The sequence below is a fragment of the Kitasatospora sp. Root107 genome (genome assembly GCF_001424875.1).
Taxonomy (GTDB): Bacteria; Actinomycetota; Actinomycetes; order Streptomycetales; family Streptomycetaceae; genus Kitasatospora.
In genome coordinates this window covers 20,629-47,575 of sequence record NZ_LMCT01000022.1, presented here as the reverse complement: position 1 = coordinate 47,575, position 26,947 = coordinate 20,629, and the positions used below count along the sequence as shown (strand labels likewise).

The following is a 26,947-nucleotide window of genomic DNA, read 5'->3' as shown; positions in this document are numbered from 1 at the left end:
CGTCCGGCCGTCGGCCTGGCAGACTCAGTGCGATACCACTGCGGTCGACAATGTCGACCGCCTGTCAGCGGAGGTACGCAATGCCCGGCCCGATCCAGTCGTTGTCCCGGGCTGCCGCGATCCTGCGGCTGCTGGCCGGTGGCGAGCGGCGACTCGGTCTGTCGGAGGTGTCCACCGCGCTGGGGCTGGCCAAGGGGACGGCGCACGGCATCCTCCGCACCCTCCAGCAGGAGGGTTTCGTCGAGCAGGATCCGGAGAGCGGCAAGTACCAGCTGGGCGCCGAGCTGCTCCGGCTGGGCCAGAGCTACCTGGACGTGCACGAGCTCCGGGCCAGGGCTCTGGTCTGGGCGGACGACCTGGCGCGGGCCAGCGGTGAGACGGTCTACCTCGGGGTGCTGCACCAGCGCGGCGTGCTGATCGTCCATCACGTGTTCCGCCCGGACGACACCCGCCAGGTGCTGGAGGTCGGCTCGATGCAGCCGCTGCACTCCACCGCGCTGGGCAAGGTGCTGCTGGCGTACGACCCGGTGGCCCGCGGCGAGCTGGGCGAGGAGCCGTTGGAGGCGTACACCTCGCGGACCCTGACGGATCTGGCCTCGGTGGACGAGGAGTGCGGGCTGATCCGGGAGCGCGGCTGGGCCGACGCGGTGGAGGAGACCTGGGAGGGCGTGGCCTCGATCGGCGCGCTGATCCAGGACCGGCGGCGCAACCCGGTGGGTGCGGTCTGCATCAGCGGTGCGGTGGAGCGGGTCTGCGAGGACGGCTTCGTCCGGCCCTCGTTGGTGGCCTCGGTGCGCAGCGCGGCCCGGGCGATCTCCCGGGACCTGGGTGCCGGCCGGTTCTGACGCCTGGCCTCTGCCGCCCGGCTTGTGCCGCTCGGCTTCTGACGCTTGGTGAGATTCCCGTAGGTGCGGGTGGGCTTCGGCCTGCCCGCTCTTTGGCGTTTTGTCCATATTTTCCGCCATGCGGTTGCTAGTTTCGACGCCACGGCGTGATCACGTCGAGTGATGGATCACAGGTGTGTCACCCCGTCTTGACGTGAGGGTGATAGCGGGGGGAAGCTTCCGCATGACGGTCGACATTGTCGAACGGTGTCCGGAGCAAACGGAACGCCACCGTCATGGCGCGACCCCGGGACGGGAAGCGCCGCCCTCCCCCACCTGCTCCGGTCACGGACGAAGGAGTCCTTAGTGTCCGCGTTCTCCAACGGCGACATCTTTGTCGGCGAAACCCTCGGCACCGCCGCGCTGATACTCCTCGGCGGCGGCGTCTGCGCCGCCGTCACGCTGAAGAAGTCCAAGGCCCTCAACGCCGGCTGGCTGGCCATCACCTTCGGCTGGGGCTTCGCGGTGATGATCGCCGCGTACATGTCCGCGCCGAAGTCGGGTGCCCACCTCAACCCGGCCGTCACCCTCGCCATCGCCGCGAACAGCGGCGAGTGGGGCAAGGTCCCGCTCTACCTCGGCTCCCAGCTGCTCGGCGCGCTGATCGGCGCCGGTCTGGTCTGGGTCACCTACCTGGGCCAGTTCCAGGCGAACGAGGAGCCCACCCTCGGCATCTTCGCCACCGGCCCCGAGGTGCGGAACCCGGTGCAGAACCTGCTCACCGAGATCATCGCCACCTTCGTGCTCTGCCTGGCCATCCTCACCCAGGGCCTCACCACGGGTCTCGGCCTCTCCGGCACCGGCATCCTGATCGTCGCCTTCACCGTGGTCGGCATCGGCCTCTCGCTCGGCGGCCCGACCGGCTACGCGATCAACCCGGCCCGTGACCTCGGCCCGCGGATCATGCACGCGCTGCTGCCGATCCCGAACAAGGGCGGATCCGACTGGTCGTACGCCTGGATCCCGGTGGCCGGCCCGGTCGTCGGCGGTCTGCTGGCCGGTGGCTTCTACCACCTGGCGTTCTGACGCCGCGTTGGTTTGCCCCACGTCCGCGTACGGGGACTGACCCAGGGTCAGGCCCAACCCTCCCTGAACCCCTCATTCGAGCCGAGGACCTCATGACCACCACTGGCAACTACATCGCCGCGATCGACCAGGGCACCACGTCGAGCCGCTGCATCATCTTCGGCGCCGACGGCCGGATCGTCGCCGTCGACCAGCAGGAGCACAGCCAGATCTTCCCGCAGCCCGGCTACGTCGAGCACGACGCCGCCGAGATCTGGACCCGGGTGCAGTCCGTGGTCGCGGGCGCGCTGGAGAAGGCCGGTCTGACCAAGGACGACATCCGCGCGATCGGTATCACCAACCAGCGCGAGACCACCGTCCTGTGGGACAAGTACACCGGCCAGCCCGTGCACAACGCGCTGGTCTGGCAGGACACCCGGACCGAGGCGCTCTGCCGCGAGCTGGGCCGCAACGTCGGCCAGGACCGGTTCCGCCGCGAGACCGGCCTGCCGCTGGCCAGCTACTTCGCAGGCCCGAAGATCCGCTGGCTGCTGGACAACGTCGAGGGCCTGCGGGAGCGTGCCGAGGCGGGCGACATCCTGTTCGGCACCATGGACACCTGGGTGATCTGGAACCTCACCGGTGGCGTCAACGGCGGGAAGCACGTCACCGACGTGACCAACGCCAGCCGCACCATGCTGATGAACCTCTCCACCCTGGCCTGGGACGAGAAGATCGCCGAGTCGATGGGCGTGCCGCTCACCGTGCTGCCGGAGATCCGCTCCTCCGCCGAGGTCTACGGCCACGCGGTCGGCGTCCTGGACGGCGTGCCGGTCGCCGCCGCGCTCGGTGACCAGCAGGCCGCGCTGTTCGGCCAGACCTGCTTCTCCCCCGGCGAGGCCAAGTCGACCTACGGCACCGGCACCTTCCTGCTGCTGAACACCGGCGAACAGATCGTCAACTCCTACCACGGCCTGCTGACCACGGTCGGCTACCGGATCGGCGACCAGAAGCCGGTCTACGCCCTGGAGGGCTCGATCGCGGTCACCGGCTCGCTCGTGCAGTGGCTGCGCGACCAGCTCGGCATCATCTCCACCGCCGCCGAGATCGAGACCCTGGCCTCGACGGTGGAGGACAACGGCGGCGCCTACTTCGTGCCGGCCTTCTCCGGCCTGTTCGCCCCGTACTGGCGCTCCGACGCCCGCGGTGTGATCGCCGGTCTGACCCGGTACGTGACCAAGGGCCACCTGGCCCGCGCCGTGCTGGAGGCCACCGCCTGGCAGACCCGCGAGGTCGTCGACGCCATGCAGAAGGACTCCGGCGTCGAGCTGACCGCGCTCAAGGTCGACGGCGGCATGACCTCCAACAACCTGCTCATGCAGAACATCGCGGACGTGCTGAACGCCCCGGTCGAGCGCCCGTACGTGGCCGAGACCACCGCGCTCGGCGCAGCGTACGCAGCAGGCCTCGCGGTGGGCTTCTGGCCCGACCTGGACACCCTGCGGGCCAACTGGCACCGCGCCGCCGAGTGGACTCCCCGGATGGACGAGGCCACCCGCGAGCGCGAGTACAAGAAGTGGCTCAAGGCGGTCGAGCGCACCATGGGGTGGGTGGAGGAGGACGACGAGAGCTGACCGTCACGCCGGTCGGGGCCTGCAGCGGCCCCGACCGGCCAACGCCGTCTGACGGCCTCTCAGAGGCCGCACCGGTCTCCGAGAGACCGCACCCGCACCATCGCACCATCGAGAGGAGATGCGGCGCCGCCCGCACCGAGCGCCGCAACACACACCATGGCTACCATCCCGACCCTGGGCGCCGGCTACACCAACGGCCACACCGCCTCGCGTGCAGAGACCCGCGAGCTGCTCGGCAAGGCCACCTACGACCTGTTGGTGATCGGCGGCGGCATCCTCGGTACCGCCACCGCCTGGACTGCCGCCCAGTCGGGCCTCAAGGTCGCCATGGTGGACGCGGGCGACTTCGCCGGTGCCACCTCCAGCGCCTCCTCCAAGCTGGTCCACGGCGGGCTGCGCTACCTGCAGACCGGCGCGGTCAAGCTGGTCGCGGAGAACCACAAGGAGCGCCGGGTGCTCTCCAGTGACGTGGCCCCGCACCTGGTCAACCCGCTGACCTTCTTCGTCCCGGTCTACAAGGGCGGCCCGCACGGCGCGGCCAAGCTCGGCGCCGGTGTCTTCCTCTACTCCGCGCTCTCCGCCTTCCGGGACGGCATGGGCCGGGTCTCCACCGCCGCGCACGCCGCCCAGCAGGTGCCCGCGCTCCGTACCGAGGGCCTGCGCTCGGTCGCGGTCTACGGCGACCACCAGATGAACGACTCCCGGGTCGCCGTGATGACCGTCCGCGCGGCCGTCGAGGCGGGCGCGGTGGTGCTCAACCACGCCGCGGTGACGGGTCTTCGGTTCACCGGCACCCGGGTGACCGGCGCCGAGCTGACGGACCGCCTGGACGGCACCGAGTTCGGCATCAGCGCCCGCCTGGTGCTGAACGCCACCGGCCCCTGGGTCGACCACCTGCGCAAGATGGAGGACGCGGGCGCCGCCCCGTCCATCCGGCTCTCCAAGGGTGCGCACGTCGTCGTCAAGCGCCGTACGCCGTGGCGCGCTGCGCTCACCATCCCGATCGACAAGTACCGCGTGTCGTTCGCGATCCCGTGGGAGGACCACGTCCTGCTCGGCACCACGGACGAGGAGTACACCGGCGACCCGCAGGACGTCCGCGCCACCGAGGCCGACATCGACCAGATCATGGGCGAGGCCGGCCACGCGATCCGCGACGAGCACCTCGACCGGGACCTGATCACGTACGCCTTCGCCGGCCTGCGGGTGCTGCCCGGCGGCCCCGGCGAGACCTCCGCAGCCAAGCGCGAGACCGTGGTCACCGAGGGCCGGGGTGGCATGCTCTCGGTCGCCGGCGGCAAGTGGACGACGTACCGTCACATCGGCCGCACGGTGCTCGAGAAGCTCGCGCACGTGCCCGGCACCGGCCTGCGCGAGGACATGTCGCCGATCCCGGCCACCGTCCCGCTCCCCGGCGTCGGCGCCCCGAACGCCGTCGCGCACCGCCTGCTGGTGGACCGCGAGCCCGGCTCCCGGATGGAGCCGCTGGTGGCCAGGCACCTGGCTTCGCACTACGGCACGCTGTCCTTCGAGATCGCCCGCCTGATCGCCGAGCACCCCGAGCTGGGCGAGCCGATCCACGCCGACGGCCCGGACGTCTGGGCCCAGGTCGCGTACGCCGCCGACAACGAGTGGGCGTACACCGCCGACGACGTGCTGCGCCGCCGCACCACCATGACGGTCCGTGGGCTGGACACGCCGGAGATCCGGCAGCAGGTGGAGACCTTCCTGGCGAAGCGTGGGACCAAGTAGCAGCTGCCGTGAACGGCCCGGCCGCGGAAGAGCGGCCGGGCCGTTCGGCTGTTCAGCCGCGCCGCCGCCACCAGGGCTTCGGGGCCTCCCCCGCTGGGGTGATCGGCTCGAAGGTGCTCTCCACGGGCTCGTCCCACTCGACCAGCGCCGCCGGGAACCAGGTCACCGGATCGGTGTCGGCCCGGGCGTTGGCCCAGTCCGCGACCTTCTCGGCGTCGGCGCGGTCGGCCAGCAGGCCGAACGGGCCGGTGCGGACGCCGAGTTCGGCGACCGCGTCCCGGTGGAGGTCGCTGCAGAGCCAGGTGTGCAGGTGGCCGAGCTCGTAGCCGAGAACCTCCCAGCCGATCCGGGTGCCGCCTTCGGCCAGCGCGGGCGGGCGCCACAGGTTCCCGAGCAGGACGGGGTCGTCGAACTCGCTCGCCCGGATCTCGGCTGCCAGCCCGGCCACGCAGTCGGCCGGGACCAGCACCGCGAGCAGCCGGGCGGCCGGAGTGACCCGCAGCGATGCGCAGGCCGCCAGAGCGGCCTGCGGGGAGGCGAACCAGCAGGCATCGGCCGGAAGTTGGTCGACCAGGCAGACCGCCGCCGACACCAGTCGCTCGACCTCGGGCAGCTGGCTGCCCCGCACCTGCTCCGGCTCGACCACCAGGTAGCCGGCCACCTGTAGCTGCTCCACCCTGGGTGTACTCCGACGGCCGGTCGGTCGCCCGCCCAGGACGGGCAGCGCCTCGCAGCGCTCCGGTACGCGGTGTTCGGCCAGCCAGAACACGTACCCGCGTAGGTACGCCTCCAGTCCGCCGTCGATGTGGTCGGCGTAGGCACGCAGCCGTCGGGCCACTGCGAGGTAACTTTCGTCGCCCTCGGTCCGACTGACGCTCTCCCAGTTCTTGGCGGTCTCCAGGGCCCACTCGCGAGCCCGGCCGCGCTCGCTCCACCAGCCCCGGACACCGTCCGGCGTCCAGTGCTCGTCGCCGTCCATCGCCAAGCCCTCGCAGCCGAGCAGGACATCGGCGACCAGGGCTCGGGTCTCCGGGACGTTGACGGGCTGCCAGCTGACAAAGACGCCGACCTTGGGGTCGTCGTAGGCGATGTGCTCCGCCGCGTCGCGCGGCGCGATCTGCCCGGCCTCGATCTCGGCCGCGTAGAACGGGCCCGGCACGTTGCGCCAGTCCCGCTCGGCCCAGCGGCCGTCGAACGGGTCGGTTCCCTTGGCGATCATCGACCGGGCCGTCGGCAGTGGGTCCCAGTACATTCCGAACATCTCAGCTCCCCAGGCTCGGCCGTCCGGCAATGATCGTACCGACGGCCGGGAGCAGGAACCGCTCACCTCGTCCGCCCGTCATCTCCACGGGAGTTGACACAGAGTCAACACCTTTCGCTCGTCACCACCGAGGTCCGAGGAGATCCATGGTCGACACCGTCAACTCACTGGCCACCCGTCTTCACGAAGTGCTGGTGGCGCTCCTGACCAGCGGGCCCGCCGCGGTGGGCACCGCGGGCCTCCACGACGTCATCGCCCGCGCCACGGCGCTCGGCCCCGACGGCGGGTGGCTGGTCGCCGCGGGCCACGGGAGTCTCGGCGAACTGGCCTGCCTGAACGGACAGGCGGACCAGGCCATCCTCCATCTCGACGCTGCGGTGGCGGCCGGCTTCAACGACTGCGTGGCGCTCCACACGGCCCCCATGCGCCCGCTGCACCACGATCCCCGGTTCCGCTCCCTGTACGAGCGGATGCGCATCACCCCGGCCGATCTCGACGAGTTCTTCTGGCTGCACCAGGAAATGCAGATCATGGTGAGGGACGCCCAGCAAGCGACCGTCGACAACATCGGCCGCCTCGACACCGGGGTGTCGCTGCTCCCGCAGGCCCCCCTGCCGACCCGCGAACCGAACACCCTCGGCGTCCTGATCACCCGCATCGATCTCGCCGCGACCCAGAGCGCACTCCAACAGGCCGCCGTGAAGGCGGAGTTCCAGCGCAGCTCCGGCAACACCAGCCTCAGCCTCATCGACGACTCGTGGGACTACGACCGCGCCAGGCGCGATGCCTGGTACGCCGACGACGTGGATACCCGGCGCCAGCAGGCCGCCGAGGCCCGGGCTTTCGTCGAACGCCCCGGCGCCGACACCACGCTCATGCCCTGCCCGCCGCTGGGCTCGATCACCTACCCGGGCTGAGAACGGCCGCGCGCCCCCGCCGATCTCGATCGGCGGGGGCGCGGTGGCAGCTGCTCAGGCTTCGGTCAGCCAGTCTCCGTCAAGGCCGTCGAGAACGAACCCGTTCTCGAAGCGCACCCGATATCTGACCTGAGCGCCGACTCCGGTGCCGGATCCTCCCTGCCGGATGACCCGCTGGCGGAGATCCTCGATCAGGTGGGTCGTGAAGCCGTCGAACTGGCTGCCCCGGATGGCCTGTTCAAAGCTCGCGAGATGGTCCTGAGCCCCGCCGGCTTCCTTGGCCGAGCCCGTGACGATGCCCGCCAGGCCCTCGGCCAGGAACAGCGGACCGGGGTGGCCCGTCCTGACCGCTGCGCCGTCTGTGGTGACCTGCACATCCCTGGTCAGCTTCACCCTTGCGCCGATCTCGTACGGCATCGCTGTACCCCCTCGTTCGGTCTTGGCCGTGACCACGGAAAGCGTAGTACTAGATGATCAGGCTGAGGGGGAGGATCAGGGCGATCGCGGTGACCGAGATGACCGTCTCCATCACCGACCAGGACTTGAGGGTCTGACCGACCGTCATCCCGAAGTACTCCTTGACCAGCCAGAAGCCCGCGTCGTTGACGTGTGAGAAGAACAGCGAACCGGCGCCGATGGCCAGCACCAGCAGGGCGGCGTGGGTGGTGGAGAGGTCGGCGGCCAGCGGGGCGACGATGCCCGCCGCGGTGATGGTGGCGACCGTGGCGGAGCCGGTGGCCAGGCGGATCAGGACGGCGATCAGCCAGCCGAGCAGCAGGGCGGAGATGTGCCACTTGGCGGACCACTCGCTGACCGCGTTGCCGACGCCGACGTCGATCAGGGTCTGCTTGAAGCCGCCGCCCGCGCCGACGATGAAGACGATGCCCGCGATCGGGGCGAGCGACTTCTCCACGGTGGTGGAGATCCGGGCCTTGCTGAAGCCGGCGGCCCGGCCGAGGGTGAACATCGCCAGCAGGGTGGCGGCGAGCAGGGCGATCAGCGGGGAGCCGATGAAGTCCATCACCCGCTGTGGTCCGGCCTTGGGGTCGTCGACGACCACGTCGGCGAGGGCCTTGCCGAGCATCAGGACCACCGGCAGCAGGATGGTGGCCAGCACGGCCGCGAAGCTCGGGGTGTGCTCGCCGCGCTCGGGGCGCTCGGTCTCGGCGGGGAGGGTGAGCGGGCCGACCCAGCGCTCGGCGAAGCGGGCGAACAGCGGGCCCGCGACGATCAGGGTGGGGACGGCGATCAGCAGGCCGAGCGCCAGGGTGACGCCGAGGTCGGCCTTCAGCGCGTCGACGGCGACCAGCGGGCCGGGGTGCGGGGGCACCAGGCCGTGCAGCACGGAGAGTCCGGCGAGCGCGGGGATGCCCAGGCGCAGCACCGGGATGTTCCCGCGCCGGGCGACCAGCAGCACGATCGGGATCAGCAGCACGACGCCGACCTCGAAGAACAGCGGCAGCCCGAGCACGGCCGCGATCAGCGCCATCGACCAGGGCAGCATCCGCTTGGTGGAGCGGCGCAGCACCGTGTCGGCGACGATGTCGGCGCCGCCGGAGTCGGCGAGCAGTTTGCCGAGCATCGCGCCGAGGCCGATCAGCAGGCCGACGCTGCTGACGGTCGATCCGAAGCCGGTGGCGAAGCTGCTGAGCAGCTTGTCGAACGGCGCGCCCGCGACGGCCGCCAGCACTCCGGAGCCGAGCGTCAGCGCGAGGAAGGGGTGCAGCTTGAGGCGGGTGATCAGCAACACGATCACGCCGATGCTGAGCAGCACCGCGAGCAGCAGGACACCGTCACTGTCGGTGTGGGGCAGGGCAGCGGTCAGGGTGGTCACGCGAGGTCTCCGTTGACGGGGCGCGGGTGGGAGGGGGCGAACAGGAGAGCGGCGCGGGCCGCGAGCTCGGACGGGGTGTGGGCCACGTCCATCTCGGCGCCTGGCTCGTCCGGCTGGAGCGGTTCGAGGGCGGCGTACTGGGAGTCGAGCAGCGAGGCGGGCATGAAGTGTCCGCTGCGGTCGGCCAGTCGGGCCCGGATCAGGGTCTGATCACCGGTCAGGTGCAGGAAGCGGGTGGCCGGGGCCTGGCTGCGCAGGATGTCCCGGTAGCGGCGTTTGAGCGCCGAGCAGGCCACCACTCCCCCGGTCCCGGTGGCGACCTGGCTGCCGAGCCAGTCGGCCAGGGCGTGCAGCCACGGCTGCCGGTCCTGGTCGTCGAGCGGGATGCCGGCCGCCATCTTGGCGATGTTGGCGGGCGGGTGGAAGTCGTCGGCCTCCGCGTACGGGAGGCCGAGCCGCTCGGCCAGCAGCCGGGCGACGGTGGTCTTGCCGACGCCCGAGACGCCCATCACCACGAGGGTGGGCGGCTGGTTCTCGACGCTGAGACCCATGGCTGGTGCTCCTGTTCTGGCTGGCTCACGACCGACAGTGCCGCAAAGGTATGACTTATTCAAGTGGTTGAAACCTAATCGTCATACATGTGTGGCCGGATATCCTGATCCGATGGAGATCCAGGGCCTGCCAGGACGACTGCTCGCGGACCTCGGTCCGGCCATCGCCTCCGGTGAGATCCCGGAGGGCGCGGTGCTCCGCGGCGAGGAGCTGGAGGCGAAGTACGGGGTGTCCCGCACCGTGGTGCGGGAGGCGATCCGGATCCTGGAGTCGATGCGGATGGTCGCCTCCCGCCGCCGGGTCGGCATCACCGTCCAGCCCAAGACCGACTGGGACGTCTTCGACCCGCTGGTGATCCGCTGGCGGCTGGCGGGCGCCGACCGCTCCGCCCAGCTGCGCTCGCTCGGCTCGCTCCGGGTCGCGGTCGAACCGGCCGCCGCCGCCCTGGCCGCCACTCACGCCACCGACGACCAGCGCCGCGAACTCGGCGCCCTGGCGGTCGAACTGACGGTCGCCGCCCGCGCCGCCGACCTCGACACCTTCCTGCGACACGACATCGCCTTCCACGCGACCGTCCTCCGTGCCTCCGGCAACGAGATGTTCGCCCACCTCGGCGACACGGTCGGCGCGGTGCTCACCGGCCGCACCGAGCACCAGCTGATGCCACATCAACCGGAGCCGTACGCGGTGAAGTTGCACCGCGAGGTGGCCGACGCCATCTGCACCGGGCAGGCCGAGGCCGCCGAGCAGGCCATGCGCACCATCGTCCAGGGGGCGCTCGCGGAGCTGGACGCGACCCTGGACGGCTGACCCGAGCCCCGGAAGGCGCCGAGGCCCGGGCCAGGAGGTTTCCTGNNNNAGGAGGTTTCCTGGCCCGGGCCTCACCTGGAGCTGCTCCGTCGGCAGAGTCGGCCTCGGCGATTACCCGACTGGGCCGGCCCAGAACGGGCAAGCTGGGTACGGACGTTCCGCTCACGTACGCCCCGGGGGAAGCCGATGCCCACTGCACGCCGTCGCCGTCGTCTGCCGGACGAGGTGCGGTCCGCCGCCGTGCGCGCGTGGATGTTCTTCTCCTGCACGCTGATCAGCCTGATCGTGGCCACCCTGGCCTCGTACGCGCGCAGTTGGCTGCTCACCCCGGCGCTGATGGCCACCGCGCTCGGGGTGTTCGGTACCGCGTGGTGCCTGCTGGAGATCCTGATCTCGCGTCAGATCGCCGCCCAGCGACAGCGTGGGCCCAATGCGGCCGACCCGATGACGGGCAGTCGTGAGCGGCGCCGGGCACCCGGGCCGGTGGATCAGCCGCGCCTGCGCAGGGTGTAGCCGTACTGGACCGGCCAGCGCGGCTCGGCGCCGAGCTCGGCCGCCGCACGCTGCGGCCAGTACGCGTCGCGCAGCAACTCGCGGCCGAGCGAGACCACGTCGGCCTGGCCGCTCGCCACGATCTGCTCCGCCTGGGCCGGCTCGGTGATCAGCCCGACCGCCCCGGTGGGCAGCCCGGCCTCGGAGCGGATCCGGGCCGCGAACGGCACCTGGAAGCCGGGGCCGATCGCGATCTTCGCGTCCGGGTCGATCCCGGCCGAGGAGGCGTCCAGCAGGTCCACCCCGGCCGCGTGCAGCTCCTTGGCGAGCCGGACGGTGTCCTCCACCGTCCAGCTCGGCACGCCCTCCAGCCAGTCGGTGGCGGAGGTGCGGTAGAGCAGCGGCAGCTCGGCGGGCCACACCTCGCGGACGGCCGCGACCACCTCCAGCGCGAACCGGGTGCGGCCGGCGAAGTCGCCGCCGTAGGCGTCGGTGCGGTGGTTGGAGTGCGGTGACAGGAAGGAGTGGATCAGGTAGCCGTGTGCCCCGTGGATCTCCACCGCCTCGAACCCGGCCGCCAGCGCCCGCCCGGCCGCCTCGGCGAACGCCCGGACCACGTCCTGGATCTCCTCGACCGTCAGCTCGTCCGGCACCTGGCTCTCCGCGCTGAACGGCACCGGGGAGGCGCCGACCGGCTGCCAGCCGCCCGCCTCGATCGACAGCGGCTTCCCGCCCAGCCACGGCCGGTCGGTGGCGGCCTTGCGGCCGGCGTGGGCGAGCTGGATCGCCGGGACGGCGCCGTGCGACTTCACCAACGCGGCGACCCGGGCCAGCTCGTGCTGCTGGTGCTCGTTCCACAGCCCCAGGTCCCACGGTGAGATCCGGCCCTCGGGGCTGACGGCGGTGGCCTCGACCATCACCAGGCCGGCCCCGCCGGCCGCTCTGGCCCCCAGGTGGGCGAGGTGGAAGTCGGTCGCGACTCCGGCCTCGGGCCCCTCGGGCGCGGCCGAGTACATGCACATCGGCGCCAGCCAGATCCGGTTGGGCACGGTCAGCGAGCGAAGGGTGATCGGCTCGAACAGGGTACTCACGGTCGGCTCCTCGGCTGGGACATCGGGATTTGTACGATAGCTCTCGTAGTACGGCAGCTGTCAAACTACGATACTTTTCGTACTATGGGCGGGTGGCAGACACCCAACTCCCCGAACCCGCCCTGGCCGAGATCAGGCTCGCGGCGGTGCTGCACGCCCTCGCCGACCCGGTCCGACTCCGGATCGCCGCCGAACTCGCACGCGACCAGCGCGAGTTGGCCTGCCAGGCGTTCGACCTGCCGGTGACCAAGTCGACCACCACGCACCACTTCAAGGTGCTCCGCGAGGCCGGCGTGATCCGCCAGTGCCGCCGAGGGACGTCCCGGATGAGCCACCTGCGCAGCGCGGACCTGGAGACGCTCTTCCCCGGCCTGCTCGACGGCATCCTGACCGCCCACCTCGCGGAGGACGGGCGACGGGACTGACCGGTCGTGCGGTCAGTCGCCGTCCTCCTCCGGGGTGTGTGGCAGGTCGATGCCGTGATGCCCGGCGATCCTGATCAGGGACGTGATCCGGCCCTCGTAGGCCTCGGCGCCGTCCTCGTCACCCGCCTCGCGGGCCGCGGCCAGCGCGAGGCGGGCCTGGGCCAGCTGCTCACGGAGCTCTTGCTCGAACACATGTCAAGCATCGCACCAAACGCCGGAGCGGCCAGGCTCAGTCGACGGGGCGCTTGAACATCCGGGTGGCGGTGATCTCGCCGTGGATCGCCGGGCCCTCCGGGTCCTGCGGGGCGGGCAGGCCCGGGCGCAGGTGCTCCTCGACCGAGATGTACTTCAGGCCGGCCCGTAGGTCGGCGTCGTTGCGCAGCCGGATCACCAGCGGGAACTCGGCCAGCGCCGTGGTGTCGAAGAGCCCGGTGGTGTAGATCAACTGGACGCCGAGCGCGTCGGCCACCGCCCGCTGGAGCTCCAGCAGGTACGTCGCGTTGGCTCGCCCGATCGGGTTGTCCAGGAACAGCGTCCCCGCGTGCCGCAGCTGGGACTGGCCCCGGTCGTTCGCCCGCAGGGCCGCCATCGTGCAGTACAGCGCGATCGCGGCGGTGAGCAGCTGGCCGCCGGAGAAGACGTCCGACATCTGACCGACACTCACCCGCTCGGCCCGCAGCACCGCGTCGGGCTTGAGGATCTCCACCGAGACGCCCTTCGGGCCGATCGCGGCGGCCACCCCGCGCAGCAGCAGTGACATACCGTCACGTCGCAGGTCGGAGTTCTTCTTCACGGCGGAGCTGGTGGCCTCGTCGATCACCTCGCCGAGCCGCTCGACCAGCAGCGCGTGGTCCGGGTCCTCGAAGCGGATCCGGAGGAACTCCTGGCCGGACCACTCCCCCAGGCCCTCGGGCAGCCGGGACAGCCGCTGGGCCGCGCGCAGGGTGGCGAGCGAGCTCTCCACCAGACCGCGCAGCCGGTCCACGATCGAGCCCCGGTTGCGCTCCAGCTGCGCCAACTCGTCGGTGAGGACCCGCAGTCGGGGCGCGAAGGCGGTGGCCCAGGCGGCCGCGTGGTCGGGCAGTGCGGCGGCGGGCAGCTCGCGGATCTGCTGCCGGGCCGGGGTGCGGACGGCCTCGTACCGGGCCGCGTTGGCGTGCCGGACCAGCGCGTCCGAGGCGTCCCGGACGGCGAGTTCGGCGGCGGTCAGCTCGGTGGAGGCGGTCCGCAGGGTGCGGCGGGAGTCGGCGGCGGTGTTGCGGGCCTCGGCGAGCGAGCCGAGGTAGGGCTCGGCGGGCTGCTCGTTCTCCTCGGGGTGGTGGTCGCGCAGGCCGTCGCGGAGCTGGGCCGCGCTCTCCTCGAAGTCGGCGGCGGCGCTCTGCGCGGCGTCCAGCGTGCGTTGCAGGTCGGCGTGCGCGGTCCGGGCGTTGTCCACCAGCTCGCGCCGCTCGGCGAGCCGGGAGGTGGCGGTGCGCAGCAGCAGCTGGGCGTGCTCGGGGTCGGCCGGGACCAGGTCCTCGGGCAGCGCGGTGTGCTCCTCGCCGCTGGCGGGGGCGGACCGCTCGGCCTCGCCGCGCAGCCGGCCGAGCTGCTCGGAGGCGGTCGCGGAGCGGGCCTCGATGGTGGCGACCAGCTCCTCGGCGCGGGCCGCGGCGGCCTGCCTGGCCGGGCCGTCGGCGCCGTCCGGGCTGGCCAGCAGCTCCTCGGCGCGCAGCCGGACCTTGTTGCTGAGCCGGTCCAGCTCGGTCGCGGAGGCGGCCTCGTCGCCCTCGGCCCTGGCCTGCTCGGCGCGCAGGTCGGCGCCGACGCCGACCTTCTCGTACAGCTGGGCGGCGGCCCGGTACGCCTCGCGCAGCGCGGGCAGCGAGGCCGGGGCCTCGGTCGGCTCCTCGGCCTCGGCGACGGCCGACAGCTCGGAGCGCTCGGAGCGCAGCGTACGGACGGTGCGGCGGGCGTCGTCGGCGGCGCGCTGGGCGGCCCGGCGATCCTCGTCGCAGGTGCGGGCCCGCTCGGCGCAGACGGCCTGGCGGCGGTCGCACTCGGTGGCGTCCTCGGTCAGCTCGCGCTGCCGGCGGGTCCAGTTGCCGCGCTCGCGGAGCCGGAAGGCCAGCCCGGCCAGTGCGTCGGCCCGGCGGCGGGTGCGCTGGGCGGTCTCCCGGCGCTCCTCGTGCGCGGCGGCGGCGGCGAGCTGGTCGGCCTCGGCCTCGCTGTGCTCGGCGCGCAGGGTGGCCAGCTCGGCAGCGGCGGTCTCGGCCTGGGCGGCGGCGGCCAGGGTGGCCTCGGTCAGCTCGGCCAGCGTGCCGGGCGGGCACTGCTGGTGCCAGGAGGCGAGCCGGCCGTTCAGCGCCCGGTCGCCGCCGAGCCGGGCGGCCAGCTCGCGGATGTGCTCCTCCCGGGCGGTGGCCCGGGTCCGCAGCTGGCGACGCTCGTCGTCGGCCGCGCCCTCGTTGTGCATCGCCGGGTTCGGCGGCACCAGGAAGAACGGCGGCTCGGCGCCGATCGGCGCGATCAGCGCGGCGGCGGTGCCGACCGCCACGGTGGAGCGCGGCAGCAGGGCGGCGGCCTGCAGGGCCTCCCTGGCCCGGTCGAGCGACTGCGGGTCGGTGACCACCACGCCGTCGACCAGCTCGGGCCGGGCGGCCAGGATCGCCTCGTGGTCGGCCGGGTCGACCGACTGGGCCAGGTAGCGCCAGCCGGGCAGCGCGGGGATGCCGTGCTCACCCAGGAACTCGACCGTGGCCAGCACGTCGGGGCCGGGCGGCAGCAGGCCGCCGTCACCGAGCGCGGCCAGGATCCGGGAGTCGTCGGCGGCGGCGGTGCGCAGGTCGAAGAGTGTGCGCTCGGCGCTGGTGACGGCCGCTTCGAGCTGCTCGCGCAGCGTCTCGGCGTTGGCGTCCAGCAGGGCGGGGGTGAGTTGCCCCTCTTCTTCCTGGTCCCCCGTTGTCCAGTCAAGAGGTGCGGGCGTCAGGGCGAGCAGCTCGGCCAGCCGGGGCTCGGCGGCCAGCGCGGCGGCGGTGCGCTGCTCGGCCGAGAGCGCGCGGTGGGCGTTCTGGTAGGCGTCGCTGGCGCGGGCGGCGGCCAGCTCGGCTCGGGCCTCGGCAGCGCCGGTCTCCCGGGCCCGGGCGGCGGCCTGCTCGGCGGCGGCGCGGGACTGCTCCAGTGCGGCGGTCGCGGCCTGCTCCGCGTCGGCGGCATGCAGGGCTGCGCGGGCCGGGTCCGGCTCGTCGGTGTCGGCGTCGATCCAGCCCGCCTCAACGGCTGCCCGGGTCTCCTGCTCGACCTCGGCCAGCCGCTGGCCGAGGTGGCCCGCCTCGGAGCGGGCCTTCTGGGCGGCGGTCGCGGCGGCGGTGGCCTCGGCCTGTGCGGCGGCGCCGTCGGACTGCAACTCCCCGGCCCGCAACTCCTCCTGGTCGGCGCGGGTCTCGGCCGCACCGGCGGCGGTCTCCAGCGCACGGGCCAGCGCCCCGGCCGCGCGGGCCCGGGCGGCCAGCGCGGGGGCGGCGTCCAGCTCGGCCTCCCGGATCGCGACCGCCACCCGGGCCACCCGGTCGGCGGCGGCGCGGTGGCGCAGCACCGCCTCGGCGGCCTGCCAGGCGGCGTGCAGCGTACGGGCCTCGGTGAGCTCGCGGCGCAGGGCGGCCGCGTCGGTGGTGGCGGCGGCCAGGCCGAGGGTGGCGTGACGGTAGGTCAGCTCGGCGGTGATCAGCGAGTGCCGGGTGCGGTCGGCCTCGGCGGCGGTGACGGCGCTCGCGGCGGCCGCCACCTCGATCGCCAGGTCGTGCGCCCGCTCACGCTCGGCGCCGCCCCGGGCGGCCAGCGCGTGCGCGAGCCTGCGGGTGCGGCGCTCGGTGGTGCGGTGCAGCTCGCGGACCGACTCGCGCGCCGTGGTGGCGTCGACGATCCGCTGCAGCAGGTCGACCGAGCCGGCCGTGAAGTCCCGCTCGGCGGTGAGCTCGGACCGGCGGCCGAGCTTGGCGGCGAAGCCGTGCACCAGGTCGGCCAGGCCGTCGGTGTCCCGGGTGTCGGTGACGGCGCGCAGCAGCAGGTCGGTGAAGTCCGCGTCGTGCTTGACCGCGAAGAGACCGGCCGCCTCGCCCTCGTCGGCGTTCATCTCGCGCTGGTAGCGGAAGAGTTCGGGGTCGAGACCGAGGTCGGCGAGGTGCTCGTTCCACCGGTCGTGGCCGTCCTCGAAGACCAGCTCCAGGGCGGGGTACGCCTTGCCCGCCTCGGTCAGCGCGTCCCGGAAGCCCTTCATGGTGCGGCGGCGGCCGCGGACCCGCTGCTCGCCGGTCAGGCTGATCCGCTCGGCCACCGGCAGCGCGTCCAGGGTCAGACCGTCGCCGGGACGGAACGAGTACCAGGTCTCGGCGAACTTGCGCGGGTCGGACGAGACCTGACGCCCCCTCCACTCACTGACCTTGCCGACCACGACCAGCTCACCGGTGACGGTGTGCTGCCACTCCAGCGCGACGTGACCGCAGTCGTCGGCGAGCAGGAACTTGCGCAGCACGCCGGAGCTGGCACCGCCCAGGGTGTTGCGGTGGCCGGGCAGCATCACCGAGAAGATCAGCTTGAGCAGGACGGACTTGCCGCCGCCGTTCTCCAGGAACAGCACACCGGCCGGTGCCGGGCGCCGCTGCGGGCCTTCCGGCTCCTCGCCGAACAGGCCGATCTGCTGCGGCCGGGGCTCGGCCACCGGCTCACCGACTCCGCGCAGGTCGAGCACCGTGTCGGCATAGCGTGCACCGGCCGGTCCGATCGAGTACAGGCGGACCCGGTTGAGCTCGTACATGTGCGGCGGTTCTCCAGCTTGACGGTGGATCAGGATTTCAGAGGAGTCTTCAGAGGGAGTGGAACGGCAGACCCGCGTCGGCGACCAGCTCCTCGCTGTGGTCGGCGGGCAGCAGGGTGGCGGTGCCGTCGCTGACCGGGACCACGCCCAGGTCGAGCAGCTCGGCCATCGCGGCGCTGCTCGCCAGGTCGCGGACCTGGAGCTGGAAGCGGGCGGTGGTGCGGTAGGTGCCGCCGGCGTCGTCCGAGGTCTTCTGCAGGAAGCCGGAGTCGACCAGGAAGAGCACCGCCTTGGAGACGATGCCGATGGTCGAGCCTGACAGGCGGCGCGCGTCCTTGGTGGCACCGGTGGCGGAGCGGCGGGCCCAGACCCGCCAGGCCGCCTCCAGGCCTGGGGCGTCGGTGGTCGGGTCGGTGTTGGTGCCCTCCGCCTCGGCCCGCTCCTCCAGCCGGCGGCAGGCCTGCCGGACGAAGGCGTCGATGCCGTTGACGGTGATCCGGCCCAGGTAGCCGTCGTCGGCCAGGTCCTCCGGGCGGGGGAACGCCATCGCGGCCACCGCGAGGTGGGCCAGACCGTGCAGGAATCGGTCGGTGGTCTCACCGGCCGCCCGGCGCGAGTAGTCGCCCATCCGGACGGCGAAGACCGAGTCCTCGTCGGCGGCCACCGCCATGCCCGCCCGGGGGGAGACCTCCAGCACCACCAGGCCCATGCCGGTCGCCACCGCGTCGGCCAGCCGCGCGAACGCCGGATCCTCGCGGTGACGGCGGATCAGGTCGGCGTACTCCGCGTCCCGGGCCGGGAGCAGCTTGGCCTGCAGGCCGAACGAGACCAGCCGCGCGGCGTCGGCCACGTCGGCGGGGGTGAGGGCGGCTGCCGCCGGGGCGGCTTGCGGTTCGGCCTCGGGCTCCCAGGTGTCGGTGCTCACGGGCGGTACTCCTCATGGATTGGTGCACCCAGGGGCGCGGGGAACTGCGCGAATCGGAAGGTCTCCGGGTGGCCACTCCGCGACGGTGGAACAGTGCAGCTTGCTCTCCGGGGGAACGTGCGGGACGAGTTGCCTGCCGAAGCGCGCAGTTCCCCGCGCCCCTGGGATACCCACTCAAGCCAAACCATTCAGCTCGCGTCCTTGCGGTCCGCTGCCATGCCGACGGCGTCGAGCAGGGCGCTGCCCACGATCAGGTCGGCCCCGCCGAACTCCCAGTCATCCAGTCGAGTCCCGTCGTCGACGGCGAAGAGCAGCCGCTCCTCGCCCTGACGGTACGCCGTCCCGACCGGGGGGCTGGCCGCGTGCACGGCGAGCAGCGCGACCAGGTAAGGCAGCTCGGCGTCGCGCTCGCGGGCTTCGGCGAGCAGGCCGGAGAGGCGTCGGGGGGCGTCCGGCGGGAGGTCGAGCAGTTCCAGGGCGGATTCCAGCTGGGCTTCGGTGAAGCGGCTGTCGTCGGGTGTGGCGACCAGGTCCGGGTCGGGGAGCTCGGCGCCGAGGTGCTCGCGCTCGACCGGCGGGGTGAGCAGCAGCTCGACCAGGTCGGCGACCCGGACCGAGACGGGGGTGCGCAGCCCGATGCCCCGGGCGAAGAACGCGTCGGTGGGCCGGGTGGCCTGATCGATCGGCAGCTCCAGCAGCGGTGCGAGCAGTTGCCCGTACAGGTCGATGCCGCTGCGCGCGGTCGGGGCGGCGAAGGCCTGCCGGTCCTGCTCGGCGCGGAACAGCGGGCCGGCCTCCAGCAGCCGGGTCTGCAGCTGGGTGTGGCGGCGGATGCAGTCCTTGACGATGTCGACCAGCTCGGCGGCCCGGCGCTTCTGCTCGGCATCCTCGGACTCGTCGCGGGCCTTGCGGATGTTGGTGAGGATCGCGTTCTCGTGCCGGTAGCGGTCGGCGATGTGGTCCAGCGCCTCGTCGATCAGGTCGGGGACGGCCTGCATCCAGTCCACCGCGCGGACGTTGCGCCGGGTGGCGTCCAGCGCGCGGCGCAGCGTCTCGGCGTACTGGACGGTGCGGTAGCGGGCCTGCTCGGCGGCGAGCTGGGCATCGGCCAGCCGGCCCCGGCTGATCAGCACCTCGAGTTTGACCTCGGCGGCGATCTGAGCGGACGTCACGTCCGTGTCGAGGGCGCCGACCAGGACGTTGACCGCCTCGTCGGTGGTGCGCAGGTAGACACCGCCGTCGGGGCCCGGCACCTCCTCGATCAGCTTGAAGTCGTAGTCGCGGCGGACGTACGAACCGTCGGAGCCGAAGGTGCCGTAGACGGCGCGGAAGCCGCGGTCCACGCTGCCGACGTTGATCAGCGACTCCAGCACCCAGCGGGCCACCCGCTCGTGCTCGGCGACGGGGCGGCCCGGGTTCTGCGCGGCGACCCGGGGGTGCAGCCGGCCGAGCACTATGTCGCGGTCGGCCCCGGTGTCGAAGTCCATGTTGAGCGTGACCAGGTCGATCACGGCGAGCCCGATCTCGGCCATCGCGTACGAGCTGTACTCGCCGGCCAGGTTGACCTTCCGGCTCTCCAGGTCGTGCAGCGGAGCGGTGCAGGCCAGCGCCTTGAGCCGACGGGCCAGCCCCTCGTCGGCGGCCGGGCCCGGGGCGGGCCGGGCGACGCCGGGGGCGGGCGGGCGGGGCGGTTGCCCGGTGGGTCGGTCTGCGATGGCGGTCACGGTGGTCAAGGTTAGAGGTTCACCCCGACAGAGTCCGAAACGACCCCGGTTGTCCCCGTTTCCGAAGGGAGTTGAACATGTTCAGTTATCCGCTTAGAGTCAGCTCTGCGCAGGTCGGGGCAGTGAACCCGACCCGCACTACCCGTATGGGGGTTTTGCGACATGACCGAGGATCAGAGGATCACCGAGGCCGCCATCCTGCGCCGGGTCCGGCGATGGATCTTGATCTTCATCGTCTGCCTGGTGCTCAGTGGCCTGACGGCTTTTCCGCTGGAGACCGAGACCCGCTGGCTGGCCGATCTGGTGGCCGGTTCACCGCTGGCCGAGCACTTCCCGGCGGCCGCCGCCTGGATCGAGCGGGTCCGGGAGGGGGTGGCCGAGACCAACGTCCGCTACCCGTTCCTCGCCTACGGCACCGACTGGCTGGCCTTCGCGCACCTGGTGATTGCGATCGGGTTCTGGGGGTCCTACCGGGATCCGGTGCGCAACGTCTGGGTGATCCAGTGGGCGCTGATCGCCTGCGCCGCGATCATCCCGCTCGCGCTGATCTGCGGGCCACTGCGTGGGATACCGCTGCCGTGGCGCTTCGTCGACATGTCGTTCGGAGTCATCGGGGTGATCCCGCTGCTGATCGTGCTCCGTGGCATCCGGCGACTGGAGTGGGCGGCGGCCGTGCGGCAGGCTCCGCCGGTGCTGGCGGCCTGACCGGTCCTCAGAGCGGCCGACCAGCCTGGACGGTGAACGGGGAGGAAACGTTCCGCCATGTGAGGGAGCGCGCACCGTCCGGTGCGCGCTCCGGGCTCGGGTCACGTGCACACGCGCCCGCGCGCAGGCCCTACGATCACCCCGAGCGAACGGCGACGGACAGGTGCGGGAGGCGGGCGTTGGCGTGACCGAATCGGTGATCGACCTCAATGCGGACCTCGGCGAGGGGTTCGGACGCTGGACCCTGACCGACGACGAGGCCCTGCTCTCCGTGGTCACCAGCGCCAACGTGGCCTGCGGCTTCCACGCAGGCGACCCCTCCACCATGCGCCGGGTCTGCGCGCTGGCCGCCGAACGCGGCGTCCGGATCGGCGCCCAGGTCTCCTACCGCGACCTGGCCGGCTTCGGCCGCCGCCCGATGGACGTCCCGCCCGAGGAACTGGCCGACGAGATCGCGTACCAGATCGGCGCCCTCCAGGTCTTCGCCCGCGCCGCCGGCTCCCGAGTCTCCTACGTCAAACCGCACGGTGCCCTCTACAACAAGGTGGTCACCGACTCCGAACAGGCCGAGGCCGTGGTCGCGGGCGTGCTCCGGGCCGGTGCGATCTGCGACGGCCCGCTGCCGGTGCTCGGCCTGCCGGGCTCCCGGCTGCTCGCGGTGGCCGAGGGTGTCGGACTCCCGGTGGTCACCGAGGCGTTCGCCGACCGGGCCTACACCTGGGCGGGCACCCTGGTGCCGCGCCGCGACCCGGAGGCCGTGGTCCACGATCCCGAGTCGGTGATCGCCCGCGCGGTCGGCATCGCCCGGGATGGCCTGGTCACCGCCATCGGCGGCGAACCGGTCGCGGTCGAGGCACGCTCCCTGTGCGTGCACGGCGACACCCCCGGCGCGGCCCAGCTCGCCTGGCGGGTCCGGGGCGCGCTCGCCTCCGCCGGCGTGCGGGTCGAGGCGTTCGTCTGATGCACCTGACGTTCCGCCAGGTCGGCGCCGACGCACTGCTGGTGCGGGCCCCCGACGGCGAGAGCGTCGCCGCGCTCTACGCCGCCCTGCTGGCCCGGCGGGACGAACTTCCGGCGATCACCGAGATCGTGCCCGCCGCCCGCACCGTCCTGCTCGACGGCCTCGCCGACTCGGCCCTGACCCGGCAGCGGCTGGCCGGCTGGCAGCTACCGCCGCACCCGCCCGCCGACGGCCCGCTGATCGAGCTGCCCACCGTCTACGACGGCGCGGACCTGGCGGAGGTGGCTGCCCTCTGGGGGTGCTCCGCGGCGGAGGCCGTCCGGCTGCACAGCTCCTTCGAGTATCGGGTCGCGTTCTGCGGCTTCTCCCCCGGCTTCGGCTACCTGACCGGGCTGCCCGCCCCGTACGAGGTGCCGCGCCGGGACACCCCGCGCAGCGCCGTACCGGCCGGGTCGGTCGCGCTGGCCGGACCGTACACCGGGGTCTACCCGAGCTCCTCGCCCGGCGGCTGGCAGCTGCTCGGCCGGACCTCGGTGGTGCTCTGGGACACCGGCCGGGAGCCCGCCGCGCTGCTCGCGCCGGGGGTGCGGGTACGGTTCGTGCCGGTGGCGGACGCGTGACCGGGCTGGTGGTGGTGCGGCCCGGGCCGCTGACGACCGTTCAGGACCTGGGGCGGCGCGGGGTGGCCCACCTCGGCGTGCCCCGGGCCGGGGCACTGGACGAACCCGCGCTGCGGGCGGCCAACCGGCTGGTCGGCAACCCGGCCGGGACGGCCGGTCTGGAGACCACGCTCGGCGGCGTGGCGCTGCGCGCGGTCGGCCCGCAGCTGATCGCTGTCACGGGCGCACCGGCGGCGGTCCGGCTGGACGGGCGGTCGGTCGCCTGGGGGGCGGCGGTCACCGTACCGGACGGCTCGGTGCTCGATCTCGGCCCGGCCACCCACGGGGTCCGGGGCTACCTCGCGGTGGCGGGCGGTCTGGCCGTCCCGCCCGTCCTGGGCAGCCGCTCCGCCGACCTGCTCTCCGGTCTCGGCCCGGCCCCGCTGACGGCGGGTCAGCTGCTGCCGGTCGGGCCGCGCTTTCCGGGTGACCGGGCAGACCTGATCCCGTTGCCCGCGCCCCCTGCGGAGTTGGTGCTCCGGCTGCACCCGGGGCCGCACCTGGACTGGTTCGCGGCGGCGGCCCGCCCGCTGCTGGCCCGCTCGCGCTATCTGGTCGCGACCGCCAGCAACCGGATCGCCCTACGCACCGAGGGCCCGGCACTCCCCCGCTCCCGATCGGGCGAACTCCCCAGCGAGGGCATGGTGCTGGGCGCCGTCCAAGTCCCGCCGGACGGCCGCCCGGTGATCTTCCTCGCCGACCACCCCACCACCGGCGGCTACCCGGTGATCGGCGTCGTGCCGACCGCCGACCTGCCCGCAGCCGCCCAGGCCCGCCCGGGCACCCCGGTCCGGTTCGTGCCGCTCACCCGGTGACACCGGATCAGCGCGACGGGCCGGCCAGGCCCATCTCGTAGGCGGTGATGACGAGTTGGACCCGATCCCGGGCGCCCAGCTTGCTGAACAGCCGGGCCACGTGGGACTTGGCGGTGGCCACCGAGATGAAGAGCTGCTCGGCGATCTCGGTGTTCGAGAGGCCCCGGCCGACCAGGGTGAGCACCTCGCGTTCGCGTTCGGTGATGCCCTCGATCGGCTGCCGGGTGCGGCCGGGGCCGGGGTGGTCCAGGAAGTCGGCGATCAGGCGGCGGGTGACGCCCGGGGCGATCAGGGCGTCCCCGGCGGCGACCACTCGGATGGCGCCGAGGATGTCGTCCACCGCCATGTCCTTGACCACGAATCCGCTCGCGCCGGCCCGCAGTGCGCCGTAGACGTGGTCGTCCTCGTCGAAGGTGGTCAGCATCAGCACCCGGGTGGCGCCACCTGCGGCGATGATCCGGCGGGTGGCCTCGATTCCGTCCATCCCGGGCATCCGAATGTCCATCAGCACCACGTCGGGGCCCAGCTCCTGGGCCAGCCGGACCGCCTCGGTGCCCGTTCCGGCCTCGCCGACCACCTCCAGGTCGGGGTGGTCGGCCATGATCACCCGTAGGCCGGACCGGACCAGCGGCTGGTCGTCGGCGAGCACCACCCGGATGCTCATCGCGCCTCCGCCCCGGACCCGGTCACCCCGGCCACGGCCGGCTCGGGCAGCGGCAGGCGCTGAACCGGCCGTGCAGCAGGCCGGCCCGCTCCCGCATACCGGTGATCCCGAAGCCCGGTCCCAACGTGGCGGAGCCCGCCGTGCCCGGCACCCCGCGCCCCTCGTCGAGCACCTCCACGGACAGCTCCTCCGCCCCGTAGTCGACGGTCACCCGGCAGTGCCCGGTGCCCGCGTGGCGGACCACGTTGGTCACCGCCTCCTGCACGATACGGTAGGCCGAAAGGTCGATGTCGGCCGGTAGTTGACGCCGCTCACCGGCCCAGCGGAGCTCGACCCGGACCCCCGCGTCGGCGGTCGCCGCCGCCAGCCGTTCGAGGTCGGCGAGGCCCGGGGCGGGAGCGAGCGAAGCCTCGGTCTGCGGGTCGGCCTGACGCAGCGCCACCAGCGTGCGCCGCAGCCCCGACAGGGTCTCCCGGCTGGTGGCCTCGATCGCCTGCAGCGCCGCCCTCGCCTCGGCGGGCTGGGTCTCGATGACCCGGCTGCCGACCCCGGCCTGGATCGCGATGATCCCGATGCTGTGCGCGACCATGTCGTGCAACTCCCGGGCGATCCGCAGCCGTTCGGCGGTCACCGCCTCGGCCACCTCCTGCGAGCGCAGGGCCACCGCATGCTCACGACGCTCCCGGAACAGCAGCCCGCCCAGGCAGCAGGTACCGAGCAGCAGCACGGAGATGATCGCGACGGCGACCTGGTGGTCGGGCCCGGACATGAAGCCGAAGGCGGTGACGACCTGCAACAGGGCCGACAGCACGGCGGCGGTGATCCAGACCCGCCGGGGCCGGGTGGCGACGATGAAGCCCAGCGCCAGATCGGCCGCCAGGAACGGCAGGAACCGGCCCGGGCTCTGGTCCGGGCCGCCCACCGCCACCATCACGACCGCGCCGAGCAGGGTCAACACCAGGGCCCACAGCGGAGCTCGGCGCAGCACACCGATCAGCAGACCACCCGCGAGCAGGGCCCCCAGCCCGTACAGGTTCGGGGAACGGAACGCGCCGCCCACCAACAGGAGCAGTACGAGGGGGTACAGCCCTCCCCAGGCCATCGCCCGTGTGTTCGTCATCCCGCGACACTATCCGCCCACCGCCCGCCGGACATTGGCCCCCGGATGTACGCCCCCGGGCTGAGCTGCCCGGATGATTGCCGCCCCCGGCCCGATGCCCGCTCCGGGGGCGCGGCGGCAGTGTTGCCCCCGTGATCGAAGTCAACGAACTCACCAAGACCTACGGCCGCAAGACGGCCGTGCAGCAGCTCTCCTTCACCGTCAGGCCCGGCCGGGTGACCGGCTTCCTCGGGCCCAACGGGGCCGGCAAGACCACCACCCTGCGGATGATCCTGGGCCTGGACGCTCCGACCGGCGGCACCGCCACCGTCAGCGGCGTCCCGTTCCGGCAGCACCGGCGCGGGCTGCACCACGTCGGCGCGCTGCTCGACGCGGGCCATGTGCACGGCGGCCGCAGCGCCGCCGCCCACCTGTCCGCCCTGGCCCGCAGCAACGGCATCCCGCTGCGCCGGGTGGACGAGGTGCTGGCGGAGGTCGGCCTGGCCGAGGTGGCCCGGCGGCGGATCGGTGGCTTCTCGCTCGGTATGAAGCAGCGGCTCGGCATCGCGACCGCGCTGCTCGGTGACCCGCCGGTGCTGATGTTCGACGAACCGGTCAACGGCATGGACCCCGAGGGTGTGCTCTGGGTCCGCCACCTGTTCCGCCGGATGGCCGCCGAGGGCCGGACGGTCTTCCTCTCCAGCCACCTGATGACGGAGATGGAGCAGACCGCCGACGACCTGGTGGTGATCGGTCAGGGCCGGCTGATCGCCGCCGAGTCGGTACGGACCTTTGCTGCCCGCAGCACCCGGTTCAGCGTCGTGGTGGGCACACCGCAGGCCGCCGAACTGGCCGCCCTGCTGACCGCAGCGGGAGCCGCCGTCGAACCGGAGGGCTCGGCCGGGGTCGAACGGCTCGCCGTGACCGGCCTGCCGGCCGCCCGGATCGGGGCGCTCGCCCTCGAACACCGGATCGCCCTGCACGAACTGACCACCCGGACCGCCTCGTTGGAAGAGGCGTTCATGGAACTGACCGCCGACAGCGTCGACTACCTGGCAGGACGTCCCCGATGACCACACTCGCCCCCGCCCTCCCCCCGGTCCGCTTCGGAGATCTGGTCGCCGCCGAGTGGATCAAGATGCGCTCGCTGCGCTCCACCCCGTGGACGCTCGCCCTGATCACCCTGTTCGTCATCGGATCCGCTGTGGCGGCCGCTCTGGGGGACTATCAGAACCTGACGAACAGTCTCCCGGAGTCCCGGAGTTTCGAGGGGTTCCGGTGCTTCGACGCCTTCCCGCCGGCCGGCTATGTCTCCCTGATGCTGGTCTCCGGCAGCATCGGGGCGATCACCATGGCCGGGGAGTACGGCAGTGGACTGATCCGCACCACCAGCGTGGCCGTCCCCGCCCGCCGATCGGTGGTGCTGGCCAAGGCGGTGCTGCTCGCCACGGTCTGGGCCGTGGTCGGGGTGGTCGTCTCGCTCACCTCGTTCCTGCTCGCCCAGGCGATCCTGAGCGGACGGGACGCCGGGGTCCCGATCACCCACCCCGGGGTGGGCCGGGCCCTGCTGGCCTCCGTACTGGCGGCGCCGGTCTGCGCGCTGATCGGGCTGGGCCTCGGGGTGCTGATCCGGCACAGCGCGGCGGCCGTGCTCGCCACCTGCTTCAGCCTGCTGATCCTGCCGATGCTCTTCGCGCCGACCAACCAATGGTCCGCCGATGTCAACCAGACGATGGTGGTCAGCGCCTGGCGACGGCTGGTGCAGACCTGGGGCCAGCTCGGCGATCCGATCCGGATCGCCGGCGTCCCGGACTCCTGGGCCGTGTTCGCACTCTGGCCGCTCGTCGGGCTCGCCCTCGCCCTGCTGGTGATCCGGCGCCGCGACGTGTGAACCGGGCATGGCCGGGGCTGGGTACGGGGTCTATGGACATGATCAGCAGCGGACC

At 72.9% G+C, this 26,947-nt stretch carries 25 protein-coding genes; 14 read left to right on the top strand and 11 right to left on the bottom strand.

Annotated features, from left to right (window positions below; translation table 11 throughout):
• The first annotated feature begins 80 nt into the window (after nt 1-80).
• The 4 genes from ASC99_RS20000 (at nt 81) to ASC99_RS19985 (ending at nt 5,275) form a co-directional block, all read left to right on the top strand.
• Nucleotides 81-845, top strand: coding sequence for an IclR family transcriptional regulator (locus tag ASC99_RS20000; RefSeq protein ID WP_057233979.1), 765 nt, complete (start codon nt 81-83; stop codon nt 843-845).
• Between the two features lie 345 nt (nt 846-1,190).
• Complete coding sequence (locus tag ASC99_RS19995) at nt 1,191-1,910, top strand: MIP/aquaporin family protein (protein ID WP_057233978.1); 720 nt, start codon at nt 1,191-1,193, stop codon at nt 1,908-1,910.
• Between the two features lie 92 nt (nt 1,911-2,002).
• On the top strand, nt 2,003-3,523 hold the full coding sequence (glpK, locus tag ASC99_RS19990; RefSeq protein WP_057233976.1) for a glycerol kinase GlpK: 1,521 nt from the start codon (nt 2,003-2,005) through the stop codon (nt 3,521-3,523).
• Between the two features lie 156 nt (nt 3,524-3,679).
• The gene (locus ASC99_RS19985) at nt 3,680-5,275 is read left to right on the top strand and encodes a glycerol-3-phosphate dehydrogenase/oxidase (protein WP_057233974.1); all 1,596 of its coding nucleotides are present in this window, start codon (nt 3,680-3,682) and stop codon (nt 5,273-5,275) included.
• A 52-nt stretch (nt 5,276-5,327) separates the two neighbouring features.
• On the opposite strand, the gene ASC99_RS19980 is transcribed toward ASC99_RS19985, so the two are convergent.
• A complete protein-coding gene (locus ASC99_RS19980) occupies nt 5,328-6,536 on the bottom strand; it encodes a hypothetical protein (protein ID WP_057233972.1) in 1,209 nt (402 codons plus the stop codon).
• Between the two features lie 146 nt (nt 6,537-6,682).
• Between ASC99_RS19980 and ASC99_RS19975 the strand changes: the two genes are divergently transcribed.
• Nucleotides 6,683-7,453, top strand: coding sequence for a hypothetical protein (locus tag ASC99_RS19975; protein ID WP_057233970.1), 771 nt, complete (start codon nt 6,683-6,685; stop codon nt 7,451-7,453).
• A gap of 54 nt (nt 7,454-7,507) precedes the next feature.
• Here the strand turns inward: ASC99_RS19975 and ASC99_RS19970 are convergent, their stop codons facing one another.
• The 3 genes from ASC99_RS19970 to ASC99_RS19960 are packed head-to-tail and all read right to left on the bottom strand — an operon-like array spanning nt 7,508 to nt 9,838.
• Nucleotides 7,508-7,870 (bottom strand): hypothetical protein, encoded by a 363-nt coding sequence (locus ASC99_RS19970; RefSeq protein ID WP_057233968.1) that lies wholly within the window; start codon nt 7,868-7,870, stop codon nt 7,508-7,510.
• A gap of 49 nt (nt 7,871-7,919) precedes the next feature.
• The gene (locus ASC99_RS19965) at nt 7,920-9,287 is read right to left on the bottom strand and encodes a gluconate:H+ symporter (RefSeq protein WP_057233966.1); all 1,368 of its coding nucleotides are present in this window, start codon (nt 9,285-9,287) and stop codon (nt 7,920-7,922) included.
• A complete protein-coding gene (locus ASC99_RS19960; protein WP_057233964.1) occupies nt 9,284-9,838 on the bottom strand; it encodes a gluconokinase in 555 nt (184 codons plus the stop codon). Before ASC99_RS19960 ends, ASC99_RS19965 begins: the two co-directional genes overlap by 4 nt.
• A 112-nt stretch (nt 9,839-9,950) precedes the next feature.
• On the opposite strand from ASC99_RS19960, the gene ASC99_RS19955 reads away from it, so the two are divergent.
• Both ASC99_RS19955 and ASC99_RS19950 read left to right on the top strand, forming a co-directional pair.
• The gene (locus ASC99_RS19955) at nt 9,951-10,649 is read left to right on the top strand and encodes a FadR/GntR family transcriptional regulator (protein ID WP_057233962.1); all 699 of its coding nucleotides are present in this window, start codon (nt 9,951-9,953) and stop codon (nt 10,647-10,649) included.
• A gap of 186 nt (nt 10,650-10,835) precedes the next feature.
• Nucleotides 10,836-11,162, top strand: coding sequence for a hypothetical protein (locus tag ASC99_RS19950; RefSeq protein WP_157531642.1), 327 nt, complete (start codon nt 10,836-10,838; stop codon nt 11,160-11,162).
• Here the strand turns inward: ASC99_RS19950 and ASC99_RS19945 are convergent.
• Nucleotides 11,138-12,232, bottom strand: a complete 1,095-nt coding sequence (locus ASC99_RS19945) for an NADH:flavin oxidoreductase/NADH oxidase (protein ID WP_057233958.1) — start codon at nt 12,230-12,232, stop codon at nt 11,138-11,140. The two genes, ASC99_RS19950 and ASC99_RS19945, sit on opposite strands and share 25 nt — an antisense overlap.
• A gap of 92 nt (nt 12,233-12,324) precedes the next feature.
• Between ASC99_RS19945 and ASC99_RS19940 the strand changes: the two genes are divergently transcribed.
• Nucleotides 12,325-12,657 (top strand): helix-turn-helix transcriptional regulator, encoded by a 333-nt coding sequence (locus ASC99_RS19940; protein WP_057233956.1) that lies wholly within the window; start codon nt 12,325-12,327, stop codon nt 12,655-12,657.
• A gap of 12 nt (nt 12,658-12,669) precedes the next feature.
• Here the strand turns inward: ASC99_RS19940 and ASC99_RS19935 are convergent, their stop codons facing one another.
• The 4 genes from ASC99_RS19935 to ASC99_RS19920 form a co-directional block, all read right to left on the bottom strand.
• Nucleotides 12,670-12,849, bottom strand: coding sequence for a hypothetical protein (locus ASC99_RS19935; protein ID WP_057233954.1), 180 nt, complete (start codon nt 12,847-12,849; stop codon nt 12,670-12,672).
• A 37-nt stretch (nt 12,850-12,886) separates the two neighbouring features.
• Nucleotides 12,887-17,449 carry a hypothetical protein gene (locus ASC99_RS19930; RefSeq protein WP_057233952.1) on the bottom strand — a complete coding sequence of 1,521 codons (4,563 nt, stop codon included), beginning with the start codon at nt 17,447-17,449 and terminating at the stop codon, nt 12,887-12,889.
• A gap of 49 nt (nt 17,450-17,498) precedes the next feature.
• Nucleotides 17,499-18,374, bottom strand: coding sequence for a hypothetical protein (locus ASC99_RS19925; RefSeq protein ID WP_057233950.1), 876 nt, complete (start codon nt 18,372-18,374; stop codon nt 17,499-17,501).
• A gap of 188 nt (nt 18,375-18,562) precedes the next feature.
• On the bottom strand, nt 18,563-20,089 hold the full coding sequence (locus ASC99_RS19920) for a hypothetical protein (RefSeq protein WP_057234000.1): 1,527 nt from the start codon (nt 20,087-20,089) through the stop codon (nt 18,563-18,565).
• A 171-nt stretch (nt 20,090-20,260) separates the two neighbouring features.
• Between ASC99_RS19920 and ASC99_RS19915 the strand changes: the two genes are divergently transcribed.
• The 4 genes from ASC99_RS19915 to ASC99_RS19900 all read left to right on the top strand — a co-directional run bounded on the left by ASC99_RS19915 (nt 20,261) and on the right by ASC99_RS19900 (nt 23,238).
• Entirely contained in the window at nt 20,261-20,803 is a 543-nt protein-coding gene (locus ASC99_RS19915; RefSeq protein WP_057233948.1) for a hypothetical protein, read from the top strand.
• A gap of 184 nt (nt 20,804-20,987) precedes the next feature.
• On the top strand, nt 20,988-21,764 hold the full coding sequence (locus tag ASC99_RS19910) for a LamB/YcsF family protein (RefSeq protein ID WP_057233946.1): 777 nt from the start codon (nt 20,988-20,990) through the stop codon (nt 21,762-21,764).
• The gene (locus ASC99_RS19905; protein ID WP_057233943.1) at nt 21,764-22,384 is read left to right on the top strand and encodes an allophanate hydrolase subunit 1; all 621 of its coding nucleotides are present in this window, start codon (nt 21,764-21,766) and stop codon (nt 22,382-22,384) included. Before ASC99_RS19910 ends, ASC99_RS19905 begins: the two co-directional genes overlap by 1 nt.
• Nucleotides 22,381-23,238: a biotin-dependent carboxyltransferase family protein gene (locus tag ASC99_RS19900; protein ID WP_057233941.1), complete on the top strand. Its 858-nt coding sequence runs from the start codon at nt 22,381-22,383 to the stop codon at nt 23,236-23,238. Before ASC99_RS19905 ends, ASC99_RS19900 begins: the two co-directional genes overlap by 4 nt.
• Before the next feature lie 7 nt (nt 23,239-23,245).
• Here the strand turns inward: ASC99_RS19900 and ASC99_RS19895 are convergent, their stop codons facing one another.
• The gene (locus ASC99_RS19895; protein ID WP_057233939.1) at nt 23,246-23,902 is read right to left on the bottom strand and encodes a response regulator transcription factor; all 657 of its coding nucleotides are present in this window, start codon (nt 23,900-23,902) and stop codon (nt 23,246-23,248) included.
• A gap of 22 nt (nt 23,903-23,924) precedes the next feature.
• Complete coding sequence (locus tag ASC99_RS19890) at nt 23,925-25,022, bottom strand: sensor histidine kinase (protein ID WP_057233937.1); 1,098 nt, start codon at nt 25,020-25,022, stop codon at nt 23,925-23,927.
• Nucleotides 25,023-25,153: 131 nt separating this feature from the next.
• Here ASC99_RS19890 and ASC99_RS19885 point away from each other — a divergent pair, with 131 nt between their 5' ends.
• Together ASC99_RS19885 and ASC99_RS19880 are read left to right on the top strand one after the other, a co-directional pair.
• Entirely contained in the window at nt 25,154-26,074 is a 921-nt protein-coding gene (locus tag ASC99_RS19885) for an ATP-binding cassette domain-containing protein (protein ID WP_057233935.1), read from the top strand.
• Nucleotides 26,071-26,892, top strand: coding sequence for an ABC transporter permease (locus ASC99_RS19880; RefSeq protein ID WP_057233933.1), 822 nt, complete (start codon nt 26,071-26,073; stop codon nt 26,890-26,892). The genes ASC99_RS19885 and ASC99_RS19880 overlap by 4 nt, the downstream gene beginning before the upstream one ends.
• Nucleotides 26,893-26,947 lie beyond the last annotated feature (55 nt).